Raw genomic sequence first — 13,009 nt, forward strand, 5'->3', positions numbered from 1 at the left:
GCATTGTTATCGATTGGCGGCCACGGGGCGACGATTGACTTTGCCCCGCCCCCGTTGCACAGGCGGTGCCCCACGGGGAACCGTCACCCAGAGGAGACCCGTCATAATTGCAGCCGAGGCAATGCACCACATACACGTTGCACCGATGACAAAAGGTTCGAGGAACGTCAGGTAGATCGAAAAGATCGTCCCGCCGAGGGCCATGAGCGGCATCGCGAGCCTGGCATAGTGGGCAGCCTGACCTGCGCCAAAGCGATACACAAGCCACACAACCAGGAAGAAGGCATAACCAGCAACCCCCAGCACCCCAACCGGAATACCAAGGAAGGTCGCATAGACACTCTGTTGCACCGCATTGCAATCGCCAACCGGGCCACAGACCGCCTCGGCGCCACTCACTTCTACAAAGGCCAGATAGGCCGAAACAACGATCCCTGCGACAGCAAGGATTGGCACGGCCAGATTACGCCACCCGAGCAGCGGGCGATCAAAGGGCGGGCGTGTGGTAAGGCCCAACACAAAGACGGAAACTGTCATCAACAAGAGCATCAAAACCGCAATGCTATTGCCGAGCGGATCGCGCTGAAACGGGCTTACCGCAGATGTAGATTGTGGCACCACCGCAACCTCACCCGCTTCAGTCGTGACCACCTGGGCCGCAATGACCGGTTCGATCCCCGGAATAGTAGGCCAGGCATTGCCGCCAGTGGCAAGCGCCTGTTCGATCAAACCAGGCAACAGCGCCGGAATCTCGCCACTGCCAACCATCACTGTCTCGCCAAAGACCATGGTGGGCACGCCGAGGCGATTGTCGGGAATATTGAAGGCCGTAATCGCGGCCTGATAAAGGGTCTGACCGGCAGGCTGGCTGACGTCAATCCGCACAATCTGGAGCTGTGAACCATAGCGCGCCTGAAGCGGCGGAAAGACCTCGTCCATGACCGTATGGCAATGGGGGCAACTCGGCGAATAGAAAAAGACGGCGCGGGCGGCTGGATCAGCCGCAGCAACGCGCCCAGCAAAAACGAACATCAGCAAGAGCGTCGCCACCCCGAGGAGCGACCAGCGTGAAACATTTCGACGTATCATCAACGTACTCCTTACGTTCGAACCCTCACGGGAATGCCAACCCAGACCACCAGCAGAGCAGCAAGCCATATCTAGGAGCGGCACCCCATCAAGCGTTGCTTTGCTGGCACAACCGCCAGCAAAACTGGCGGTTGTGCCAGCAAAGCAACACCCTTATTGTACCCAACCAGAGTAGACAACAAAATTGCATTGCCTGAAAACCCGGTTATCAGCCGACAACCCGAACCACAAGTATCAAGCCTTCATTACCAGTTATACGATCATAACCGCACCAGGGGTGGAACCTGATACGATTGTGTATATTGGCACAATCTCTTGATGCCAAGGCTTTGGCCTGGCTCGGAGGCTATAATGGACGTCACCATTCTCGCACGTTGGCAGTTCGCAATTACGACGGTCTACCACTTCTTTTTTGTTCCCCTCTCGATTGGACTCTCCCTCCTTGTCGCCATTATGCAGACGGTCTACTTCCGTAGTGGCAATGAAACCTACAAACGCATGACCAAATTCTGGGGTAAGTTGCTCTTGATCAATTTTGCGATCGGAGTAGCTACTGGAATTGTGCAAGAATTTCAGTTTGGTATGAACTGGGCTGAATATTCACGGTTCGTCGGGGATATTTTTGGGGCTCCGCTGGCAATCGAGGCATTGATGGCCTTTTTCCTCGAGTCGACTTTCCTTGGTCTGTGGCTCTTTGGCTGGAACAAGCTCTCTAAGGGGGTTCACCTTGCCTGCATCTGGATGGTTGCCATCGGGTCAACGATTTCGTCGTTCTGGATCCTGGTGGCGAATTCGTTTATGCATCAGCCGGTTGGCTATGTGATCCGCAATGGCCGCGCCGAGATGGAGAGCTTTGGGGCGCTGATTGCCAACGGGCATGTCTGGGTGCAGTGGCCGCATACGATGATGGCGGCGATCTGCACAGCGGCCTTCTTTGTGCTGGGTATCAGTGCCTACCATCTGCGCCGCCCACTCAGCGAGGCTGGGCACGACATGTTCCGCCGCTCGTTCCAGATTGGGGCCATTGCCGCCGTTATCGGGGTGGTCGGCGTCATTCTGGCAGGCCATGCCCAGGCGCAATATATGATCCAAGTGCAGCCGATGAAAATGGCGGCAGCCGAGGCAATCTGGGAGACCGAGGATCCCGCACCGATGTCGCTCTTTACCATAGCAAGCACGCCAGAACAACGCGATCTCTTTGTGATCAAGGTTCCGGGTCTGTTGAGTTTCCTGGCCTACAATCGGTTTGAGGGTGCAGTTCCGGGAATCAAAGATCTGCAAGCCGAAGCCGAAGCAACGTATGGGCCTGGCAATTATACGCCCAATGTTTTTCTCGCCTACTGGACCTTCCGGGCAATGGTTGGCGCAGGCTTTGCCATGCTTGGCCTGGCTGTAGTGGCCCTCTACTCTGTCTTGCGCAATCGGATCACGAGTAGTACGGCGTTTCTCTGGTTGCTGATCCCGTCGATCGGCCTGCCCTATCTGGCAAATGCGACCGGCTGGATCTTCACCGAGATGGGCCGCCAACCCTGGATCGTCTATGGCGTGATGTTGACGAGCGAAGGCGTCTCGGCGACCGTTGGCGTCGGGTATGTCTTGATGAGTTTGATTGGCTTCACCCTGGTCTATCTGGGCTTGATCGCCGCGACGATCTTTTTGATGCTGAAATATGCCCGTCAGGTACCCGGCGAAGAGCCTCAGATGAGCAAACAACCTTCGCTACGCCCTGCCCCCGCTGGCGACTGAAAGGACACCCTGCAATGGATCTCAATATCCTCTGGTTTATACTCGTCGCCGTGCTCTTTATCGGCTTCTTCATCCTCGAAGGCTTTGATTATGGGGTGGGCATTCTCTTGCCGATTATGGGCAAGACCGATACCGAACGGCGGGTGGTGATCAATACGGTCGGCCCGGTCTGGGATGGCAATGAGGTCTGGGTGCTGACCGCTGGCGGCGCGATCTTTGCGGCCTTTCCGCACTGGTATGCGACGCTCTTTAGTGGCTTTTATCTCGCGCTCTTTTTGATGCTGGTCGCGTTGATCATCCGGGCCGTCGCGTTTGAGTACCGCAGCAAAGCAGAAAATCCAAAATGGCGCGCCTGGTGGGATCGGGGCATTGTCTTTGGTAGTCTGATCCCCGCGATCCTCTGGGGGGTCGCGCTCGGCAATATGCTGCGCGGGGTGCCCATTGATGCCGATATGCACTACGTCGGTACCTTCTTTGACCTGCTGAACCCGTATGCAATCATCGGTGGGTTGACGTCGCTCTCGATGTTTCTCCTGCACGGGGCGATCTTCTTGAACCTGAAGACAAGCGGTGAACTGAGCGAGCGGGCGCTGCACCTGACCCGACGCATTGGCCCGGTGACAACGGTGATGGTTGCGATCTTCATTGTGTCAACGTATCTGATGACCGATTCATTCAGCCGCCTCGGCGTCAATCCCGGACCGATTCCCATCGCCTCCCTGGGCGCGCTCTTTGCCGCCGCCTATTTTGTGCATATCGGGCGCCTCGGCTGGGCCTTCTTGATGACCAGCGTCAATATCGGCCTCTCGGTCATTACCATCTTTATGGCGCTCTTCCCCCGGGTGATGGTCTCAAGTCTCAATCCCGATTGGAGCCTGACGATCTACAATGCGTCGTCAAGCCCGAAGACCCTGACGATTATGAGCATCGTCGCCCTGATCTTTATTCCGATCGTGCTGGCGTATCAGACCTGGACCTACTGGGTCTTTCGGCATCGTATAAGCATTGAGAGTGAGTTGACGTATTAGCATCGCAGGGGCGGGACTGTCGTCCCGCCCCTGCGATGCTTGGGAATATGGCCCGGTTTGGGAATATGACCCGGTCAAGACGATCAAACCTGATGACAACGCAGCGCCCCTGGTTATGGGTGACGATTGCGCTGGGGGCGTTGACGGCGGTGGTGGCCGTTGGTCAGGCGGTGCTCTTGAGCAGGGTGATTGCGCAAGTCTTTCTGGGTGGGGCCGATCTGGCCGATGTGCAGGCGCTGCTGCTTGGCCTGGTCGCCCTGGCGCTGCTGCGCGCAGCCCTGAGTTGGGCAGGCGAGATGACGGGGCAACGGCTCGCCAGTCTCGTCAAGCAGGCGCTCCGTGAACGTGTACTGACACATCTGGTGGCCCTCGGACCGACGTTTGTCCGGGGCGAGCGCAGTGGCGAACTGGCGAATACGACGCTCGGGGGCGTCGAGGCACTTGATGAGTATCTGAGTCAGTATCTGCCCCAGGTGACGCTAGCAGCGCTGATGCCCTTGATCGTGCTGGTCTTTGTCCTCCCCTTTGACCCCCTCTCCGGGCTGGTCTTGATGCTGACAGCCCCGCTTATTCCGCTCTTTCTCTGGTTGATTGGCTCGCTCGCCAAAGAACTGACGGCACGCCAATGGGTCGATATGAGCCGGATGAGTGCCCATTTTCTCGATACGCTCCAGGGCTTGACCACCCTCAAGCTCTTTGGGCGCAGCCGCGAACGCCTGAAAGAGGTTGCGACGATCAGTGCGCAGTTTGGCGATGTGACGATGCAGGTGCTGCGCATTGCGTTTCTTTCGGCCTTTGCCCTCGAATTGATTGCGAGCCTCAGTACGGCGATTATTGCGGTCGAGATCGGGCTACGGTTGCTCTATGGGCGCATGGCCTTCGAGCCAGCCCTGACGATCCTGATCCTCGCGCCAGAGTTCTACCTGCCGCTGCGTCTGCTCGGCCAGCGCCACCACGCCGGCATGGCGGGCAAAGAGGCGCTCGGGCGGATCGAGGCGATCCTGGCAACCCCAGTGGCTGTGCCACCCTCGCCAATGCGACAGGCACTCCCTACGAACGGAGACCTCGAACTCAAGGGGGTTTCATTTGCCTATGACCACGGTGCCCGTCCGGTCTTGCATCAGTTTGACCTGCGCCTTCCGGCGGGGCAGACGGTGGCGCTGGTTGGGCCAAGTGGCGTCGGCAAGAGCAGTGTGGCGGCGCTGTTGATGGGCTTTGTTCAGCCCGACGAAGGCAGCATTTCTGTTGGCGGCGTCCCCCTGACCGAGGTCGATCTGGGCGCGTGGCGGCAGCAGGTGGCCTGGGTCAGCCAGCATCCGGCACTCTTTTATGGCAGTGTCGCCGAGAATCTGCGCCTGGCGCGCCCCGACGCTTCCGATGAGGCGCTGGAAGTGGCCGCACGCGCCGCCGGTGCGCACGCTTTCATCACGGCACTGCCGCAAGGGTATGCCACCCCCATCGGCGAAGGCGGAACACGGCTCTCGGGCGGGCAACGCCAGCATCTCGCGCTCGCCCGCGCCTTGCTCAAAGATGCGCCTTTTGTGATCCTCGATGAGCCAACCTCGCACCTTGACCCGGCCAGCGAGTTGGAGGTACGCACAGCGTTGCGTGAGTTGCTGCGCGGTCGGACAGCGCTGATCATCACGCATAGCGCATCACTGCTAGCTGAGGTCGATCACGTGGTGCAACTCGAACCGCTTGGCAACAAAGAGACGATGGTAGCGCAGGGTTCGCCATCAGCCATGCTGCGGGAGGCCCCGCGATGAGCACGCCACGCCTGTTCTTACGCCTACTCGTGCTGATCGCGCCTTATCGTGGCTGGTTTGCCGTTGCGGTCTTGCTTGGTTTTGCGACGGTGGGCAGCAGCATCGGCCTGATCGCAACGTCATCCTACCTGATCGCCAGTGCCGCCCTGATGCCCTCGATTGCCGTCTTGAGTATACCGATTGTCGGTGTCCGCTTCTTTGGCATTGCGCGGGCGCTCTTTCGGTATGCCGAGCGTTATACGGCACATACGGCTACCTTCCGGCTGCTCGCAGGGATGCGGGGCTGGTTTTATGAGGCAGTCGAACCGCTGGCCCCCGCCGGTCTCATTGATCAGCGCGGGGGCGACCTGCTCGCACGAGCCGTCGGCGATGTTGAAACGCTCGAGCAGTTCTACCTGCGTGTCCTTGCGCCGCCTCTCGTCGCGCTGCTCGCCGGCCTGCTCGCCTGCGGACTGATGCTCGCCTTTGACGTTCGTCTGGCCCTTATGCTCTTGCTGCTCCTCGGGCTTGCTGGCCTTGTCGTCCCCCTGCTTGTCCACGCCCTGAGTCGGCGCCCTGCCAGGGCAAGCATCGCCCACCGTGCCGCCCTCTCGACCAACCTGGTCGAAGGAGTGCAGGCGCTTGACGACCTGCTGGCGCTTGGGCGCGAGGATCTGCTGCTGGCACGCGTGCGCGAAGATAGTCGCCGCCTGGCGCAGGCCCAGGAACACCTGGCGACGGTACGCGGCCTCGGCAACGGCCTCGTACTGTTGCTGAGCCACCTCGCGGCACTAGCAATGCTGCTGCTTGCCATCCCCCTAGTGCGCAACGGCGAGCTCGACGGGGTCTACCTGGCCCTGCTTGCGCTGACCGCCCTTGCCTCATTTGAAGCCGTGACCCCACTCGCGGTCGCCTTACAGAGCCTCGAAACAAGCCTGGCGGCGGCACGCCGGATCTTCGCCATCACCGACACCCCAGCGCAGATCAGCAACGAACCAGCCACCTCACCAGAGCCACAAGATTACAGTCTCGAACTGCGCAACGTCAGCTTCAGCTATCCCGGCCAGTCCCAGAACGTCCTGGAAAACCTGAGTTTGCGCATCGAAGCGGGGCAGCAACTCGCCCTGATCGGCCCGAGTGGCGCAGGCAAAAGCACCCTGGTGTACCTGATTTTGCGTTTCTGGGAAGGATGGAGCGGCGAGATTCTGCTTGGTGGTGTTCCGCTCCGGGCGTATCGCGCCGAAGACGTACGGCAGATGATTGGCGTTGTCGCGCAGCACACACACCTCTTCAACGGCACGATCGCCGACAACCTACGCATTGCCCGCCCAATGGCAAGCCAGGCCGAACTGGACGAAGCGTGTCGGCGCGCCCACCTGAGCGACCTGATCAAACGGCTACCCAATGGCTACGACACCTGGATCGGCGAACAGGGCATGAAACTGAGTGGCGGCGAACGTCAACGGCTCGCCATTGCCCACGCCCTGCTGAAAGACGCGCCGATTCTCATCCTCGACGAACCAACGGCGCATCTCGACCAGGCCACCGCCAGCGACGTCGTCACCGCACTCGAGCAACTGCGGCAGGGGCGCACCACGCTCACGATCACCCACCGCCACGAACACCTCGCCAGCGTTGAGCGGATTGTGAAGCTCTACCAAGCCCGCTGCGGAAACGATGCAGATCATCCCACGACGAAAGGCGCCGAGTCATAAGCGAACCGCATCTATAGCTGCCAGCCGCTCATCCGGCTGCACCGTGGCGCTCGCTGATCAACGTACCGAATATCCGTTGCTAGTTACCGATGCGCTTCTGCGCGAAATATGACCGAAAACTCGCATAGACGGCGCATGCGCCGTCTACGATAACCGAAGGCAAGTGTAGGTGGCAAGATTGCCGCGTAGCATAGGTACGGCGGGTGGAGGTGGCAAAAACGCCGTGCGGCATGGGTATGGCGGGCGGAGGTGGCAAAAACGCCGTCTAATTCATGTTGGGCGGCAGCTGGTCGTTGCCTCATGCCTGGGGCTGTGTGTAAATCATCGAAATCTATGCTAAAATGTTTGCATGATACAAGGTACTCGTAACAATATGTTATGTTAAGCAGGGGCAATCACATGCCATCCCAGGAGGACATTGAAATTCAACAGGAGCGGCTACAGCTCTATCGACGCACGCTAGCCCATTATCTGCGGCAGCAGGCAGAATTAGGTAGTGCTTACATTCCGCCAGGTATAACTAATGGCATACTTGACGCACGCAGAAATATTCATCAAATCAAGAATACACTACGATCATGGAATATTATATTGGACGATCACCCTGATGATGACAATAAAGCGGACGAAATAATGAACACAAGCATCAGTGATATATCAACTACATCACCGGTTTGGTTTCGTCAAATTCGTCAGCAAGCACTCAAGGCGTACTTTGTGCAACAATGGAATCTGGCTGAGGAACTCTTTATTCAAGTATTAGCAGCAAATTCTGAAGATGACGAGGTTCGAAGCAAGCTTAAAGTGGTACAGCAATATTTAGAACTTGACGCCTTCTATCAAACTATTTGTGATCTACGTAACGAGGGGCAATGGAGATCCGTTCTTAATGCTCTTGCGGATTTAGAGGAAAAACACCCTAAGTATCCTGATCCTCAAAATCTAAGACAGTGGGCTATGCAACAACTAGAACTCGATGTCTTTTATCAGAGGATTTGCGATCTGCGCCATGAAGGCCGCCGACCAATAGTTCTTAATGCTCTTGCCGATTTAGAGGAAAGGCATCCTAAGTATCCTGATCCTCAAAATCTAAGACAGTGGGCTACGCAACGATGGTTACCAGTATATCTATTAATAGATGTTTCTTCATCAATGTCCGGGGCTCCTATACAGGCCATGAATCAAGGAATGGCCTTAATTTGGAATGAATTAATGAGCGATGGAATGGCAGTAGAACTTGCGGCTATTAGTGTGATTAGTTTTTCGAGTTCTGCCCAACAACTAGTCCCGCTTACACCGATAATTGACTTTTGCCCACCTGAATTAATTGTTAATTCGAAAGAAGAGACCAACCTGGGTTGCGCTTTACAACTATTGGAAAATGCACTACAGCAGGAGTTTGTTTCTCGATCATATACTTGTATGGGCGACTATTTACCTATTGCATTTATCATGCTTGATGGAAATCCGACAGATGAATGGACAACGCAAATAGATCGGCTTTTAAAATATAATCGCTTTACTTCAATAGTTATTATTTGCTGTGGTCTACTTGTCAGTATTGCCTACCTTGCCTCTCAAGTACCCGATCCTAGAATTGCATTTATAAGAATGGAAGAAGCCACACCTGATTCTATAACTCATCATCTTAGATATATAGATCAAATATCCACTATATTTAATATCTCCATTTAACATTTTATTAAATCGTTTAACTAGATCGCAAGCGGCCCAACAACGCGGTGCAGCGGGCGCCGCTGGCGCGACCCTCAACCTGGGCGCGTTTTAGGCAGCACTCACGTGCCATCGCCTTTGTCGATCTTCACGCGTGCCAGCGGTGCCGCTGACCGCTGTCCGTTGGGCAGCAATAGTCAGCACTCAGCCGAGTATCGCGTACTAACGCTCGCAATTCAGCCACTTGCAATTTTGTGCGATGACACTTATAATCATCATGCTTGACCCGCGCAGACAAAGGTGCACACAGATGCCGACTATCAAAGAACTCCGACAGCAAAACTTGTTTAATGTCTTACAGGATAATACATCCCATGAGAAAATTTATGCCAACGCGTTTCGCAAGTTGTACTATCACTTATATTCTAACAGTAATGCAAGTAGAGCTGAAAGAATAATGTCAGATCTTTCAAGTCTATTGTTGTGCAAAGTTATTGGGGAGCGAAACGGCAAAAAGGAACTATTAGAACAATTTCTTGATGGCAAAGGCTCTGCAAATTCAATACTACTGCCTATGTTGCACGAGGCTTTCCCACATCTTGTAGATAATGAAGATCGTTTTTCCTTAGAAGATGCCGTGTTGCGGTATGCTTTACAGGAGATCATATCTCTACCTTTGACAGGAGCACCTGCTCATGTTTTAGGAGAGGCGTTTCAATCGCTAATAGGCCCGCGACTACGTGGAGATAAAGGCCAGTTCTTTACACCAAAAAGCCTTGTTCGATCAATTATTAATGTCCTCCAGCCAACTGAAGGTGCCAAGATTGTCGATCCGGCTTGCGGAACTGGTGGATTTCTTGTCGAAGTGCAAGCATTCCTTGAGAATAGCAGGGGCTCAAGAAAAAAGCGCCTCACACTCATAGGTATTGATAAGGATCGCGACTTAGCTCGTCTCGCCGAAGCAATCTTAGAAATTGTTGCGCCGAATCACGCTACTGTACTAAATCAAAACTCTTTAGACCTGAAATCTCTTGCACTTTTGCCCGAAGAAACAAATCCATTTAATGCGGATTATGTAATTACGAACCCTCCTTTCGGCGCCAATATCAAAATAACTGACAGCGCGATATTGAAAAACTTCGCCCTTGGCTATCGATGGAATCAAAACAAGGGAGGTATTTGGGAACAAAATCCAAATATTCGAGAGGCTCAAGATCCCCAAATTCTTTTTATTGAACTCTGTATTAAACTGCTCAAGCCATCTGGTATGATGGGTATCGTCTTACCTGAAGGGGTTTTCGGCAACTCTACATATGGTTATGTCTGGGACTTTATACGGTCTCAAGGAGAGATTTTTGCGTTAATCGACTGCCCTCGAACCACATTTCAGCCCGGGACAGACACCAAGACAAACGTTTTGTTCTTCCGCAAGGCCAATTCAACGGGGCAAACAACTAAAACAAACATGGTTTGGACAGCAGTAGCTATTCACTGTGGGCACGATAGGCGTGGGCGAAACACAATGGCTTCCGGTGATCCGTACCCTGATGATTTTAAAACCATTGGGGAAACCTTTGTGACGCGAGAAATGGCAAATGGATTATGGCAACAAGTAAATATCAAAGATCCTTACTATCTTGTTCCGCGTTACTATGATAAGTCGCCCCTTAGTGACATTTCAAGAGATGATCCACGATTTGAAATTGAACTTGTTTCGCTCCGAGAGATGGCAAAGAGCGGCCATTTGAAGATACGAAAAGGACATGAAGTAGGCTCAGAAGCTTATGGAACAGGAGATATCCCTTTTGTTAGGACATCCGATATTTCAAACTACGAGGTGTCTATTGATCCGACCAGATCCGTTAGCGAGGAGGTGTATGAGGAGTATGCCCCTCTACAACAACTTGCACCAGGCGACATCTTGATAGTAAGTGATGGACGATACAGAATTGGACGAACTGCTATTCTGCATTCCCACAACTACAAGTGTGTGGTACAAAGTCATGTAAAGATTATAACGGTCACGGATAAATCACCGATAAATTCTATAGAGCTATTGTATCTCCTGAGTCTACCAATGGTTCAACATCAAATCCGCAACCTCGTGTTTATCCAATCCACACTTGGCGCTCTTGGGTCGCGGATTGGAGACATATGTATTCCCAAGCCAAAGCGTAATACACAATGGCATGACACAATTGAGGAGTTTCGTCAATTAATTGAACAACGAGCAAAACTCCTCACCAGACTACGGGAGTTCGATAATGATTCTTTCGAGCTTTAATCGGCTTTTACACGATCAAGTATGGCTTCGATCCAAGCGTAAAATTCTGGCAACGTCTTGGCACCTTGGGCGATATTGCACTCTCTATGAGCAAAACCCACATTACTGTCATCATGTATTCGAGGATTGCTATGAGCAGTTTCAACATCAGCCTTTCCGCGTCGGGCATTTGCAAAAAGGTCGAAATGCAAGGGCAGACGACATACCAAGCAGTATGTACTATGAACATTCATCGAACCATAGAAGTCCTCTAAATATATACGAATGGGCTCAAGAGGAACTGGAGCACCCGGCATTTGGTAAGCTAGCCACGTCAGTTTGCGTGCTACCCGCATACAGGATTCGTAATTAGCCGCTTTCTCGCGAAGCTTTGCCACGACTTGCGCTGACAAAGCCACCATATTAACTCCATACTCCAGTAGTTCCTCATCGGAAAGAAGCATCATCCAGCGCAAAATCCTATTTGGCCCAGCATCTTCACTTTTCCACGCAGCACCTGTTGTCATAGTAGAATCGCGTTTTATCTTTGCAGCAACCGTTGGATTTGTTTTAAGAAGATGACGCAAGTATGGGAATTCATCATGTTTACCGTCATGACCCTTAGGCATCTGACAAAGTCGATGCTGAGCATTATCGAACCGCGATGTACTACGAATTCGCTGAAGACAAAGTTCCATTAAAGTTTCTCTGGAAGTTGTGAGAGATACACTGTATCGAAATTGGCGAACAAATCAGATAACGACACATTTAAAGCTTTCGCCAAATAGAAAATATTTATGAGTGCGACATTACGTTCACCACGTTCAATTCCACCTATATATGTTCTGTGTAAGCCACATAAATCCGCCAGATCCTCTTGCGAAAGTCCTCGTTTGTTCCGAATTTCTCTAATGGTTGTGCCGAAGTCAGATAAGAGTTGTTGCATGAATAAGCTCCTAGTACATATTATTTGTATTCTATGAGTAGACACCCTATAATTCTACAGACTATGAGTATCATTCACTTGTACTTGCTGCCTAACAACCGCGTGCAACTGACGCCGCTGGCGCGGCCCTAACCTGGATGCGATCTACGATGACTGTCCATGTCGATGCTCGTTCCGCTTCACACGCCCGCCAGCGGCGCAGCTGACGCGGAACGTTAGGTCGCCGTAAGCGAGCATCCCTCCCATCGTACCCGCTATGCCCTGTGATACAATAACGATGTCTGTGAATGCTGCGCATCGAAGGAGCGACTGACGTCATGCGGGTCTATCTTGACCTTCGGGAACCCGCCGCAAGCCGCCGCCCTTTAGGGCGTGCGGTGAGGCGGGTTTCTCGCTGGCTTTAGCCAGAACATCGAACATCCTTGCGATTTTTGTCATTCTATGTTATACTGTCAACATAGAAATCGACAAGTGCAAGGGAGCGCGATGGAGTACCAGCGCGACGAACACCGGGTCCATCTCATCCTCTATCACCTCGTCTGGACGCCGAAGCGCCGCAAGGCCGTGTTGAAGGATGCGATTGCCGTAGACTGTCGGCAGCTCATCGAGCAGAAGTGCGCTGAGCAGGGGTGGGAGATCGTGGAGTTGGCGATCCAGCCTGATCATATCCACCTCTTTGTGCGCGTTTGGCCGAGCGTTTCGGCTGCCGACGTGGTGAAGGCGGTGAAGGGTCTCACCTCTCACGAGCTACGCGAACGTTATGCCGTCTTGCGGAAACTTCCGTCACTTTGGACGCGCTCCTA

The 13,009-nt window shown here is 53.6% G+C and carries 10 protein-coding genes; 7 read left to right on the forward strand and 3 right to left on the reverse strand.

The window, feature by feature from the left end:
* Positions 1-6: 6 nt before the first annotated feature.
* A complete protein-coding gene (locus tag A9Q02_RS08440; RefSeq protein WP_097651912.1) occupies positions 7-1,089 on the reverse strand; it encodes a vitamin K epoxide reductase family protein in 1,083 nt (360 codons plus the stop codon).
* A 351-nt stretch (positions 1,090-1,440) separates the two neighbouring features.
* On the opposite strand from A9Q02_RS08440, the gene A9Q02_RS08445 reads away from it, so the two are divergent.
* From A9Q02_RS08445 to A9Q02_RS08465, 6 genes are all read left to right on the forward strand, one after another.
* Positions 1,441-2,835, forward strand: a complete 1,395-nt coding sequence (locus A9Q02_RS08445) for a cytochrome ubiquinol oxidase subunit I (RefSeq protein ID WP_097651913.1) — start codon at positions 1,441-1,443, stop codon at positions 2,833-2,835.
* A gap of 14 nt (positions 2,836-2,849) precedes the next feature.
* The gene (gene cydB / locus A9Q02_RS08450) at positions 2,850-3,863 is read left to right on the forward strand and encodes a cytochrome d ubiquinol oxidase subunit II (RefSeq protein WP_097651914.1); all 1,014 of its coding nucleotides are present in this window, start codon (positions 2,850-2,852) and stop codon (positions 3,861-3,863) included.
* 92 nt (positions 3,864-3,955) lie between these two features.
* Positions 3,956-5,629, forward strand: a complete 1,674-nt coding sequence (cydD, locus tag A9Q02_RS08455) for a thiol reductant ABC exporter subunit CydD (protein WP_216361474.1) — start codon at positions 3,956-3,958, stop codon at positions 5,627-5,629.
* Positions 5,626-7,323, forward strand: coding sequence for a thiol reductant ABC exporter subunit CydC (cydC, locus tag A9Q02_RS08460; RefSeq protein ID WP_097651915.1), 1,698 nt, complete (start codon positions 5,626-5,628; stop codon positions 7,321-7,323). The genes cydD and cydC overlap by 4 nt, the downstream gene beginning before the upstream one ends.
* A 399-nt stretch (positions 7,324-7,722) precedes the next feature.
* Complete coding sequence (locus A9Q02_RS23640; protein WP_172450796.1) at positions 7,723-9,018, forward strand: VWA domain-containing protein; 1,296 nt, start codon at positions 7,723-7,725, stop codon at positions 9,016-9,018.
* A 289-nt stretch (positions 9,019-9,307) separates the two neighbouring features.
* Positions 9,308-11,281: an N-6 DNA methylase gene (locus tag A9Q02_RS08465; protein ID WP_172450798.1), complete on the forward strand. Its 1,974-nt coding sequence runs from the start codon at positions 9,308-9,310 to the stop codon at positions 11,279-11,281.
* On the opposite strand, the gene A9Q02_RS23645 is transcribed toward A9Q02_RS08465, so the two are convergent.
* Together A9Q02_RS23645 and A9Q02_RS08475 are read right to left on the reverse strand one after the other, a co-directional pair.
* Positions 11,278-11,889 (reverse strand): hypothetical protein, encoded by a 612-nt coding sequence (locus A9Q02_RS23645; RefSeq protein WP_141508781.1) that lies wholly within the window; start codon positions 11,887-11,889, stop codon positions 11,278-11,280. The genes A9Q02_RS08465 and A9Q02_RS23645 overlap by 4 nt on opposite strands.
* A 68-nt stretch (positions 11,890-11,957) precedes the next feature.
* Positions 11,958-12,206: a helix-turn-helix domain-containing protein gene (locus A9Q02_RS08475; protein ID WP_097651918.1), complete on the reverse strand. Its 249-nt coding sequence runs from the start codon at positions 12,204-12,206 to the stop codon at positions 11,958-11,960.
* 486 nt (positions 12,207-12,692) lie between these two features.
* On the opposite strand from A9Q02_RS08475, the gene tnpA reads away from it, so the two are divergent.
* Positions 12,693-13,009, forward strand: a 317-nt coding sequence (gene tnpA / locus A9Q02_RS08480; RefSeq protein ID WP_097651919.1) for an IS200/IS605 family transposase, incomplete at its 3' end; no start/stop codon positions are given.

The sequence above is a fragment of the Candidatus Chloroploca asiatica genome (genome assembly GCF_002532075.1).
Taxonomy (GTDB): domain Bacteria; phylum Chloroflexota; class Chloroflexia; order Chloroflexales; family Chloroflexaceae; genus Chloroploca; species Chloroploca asiatica.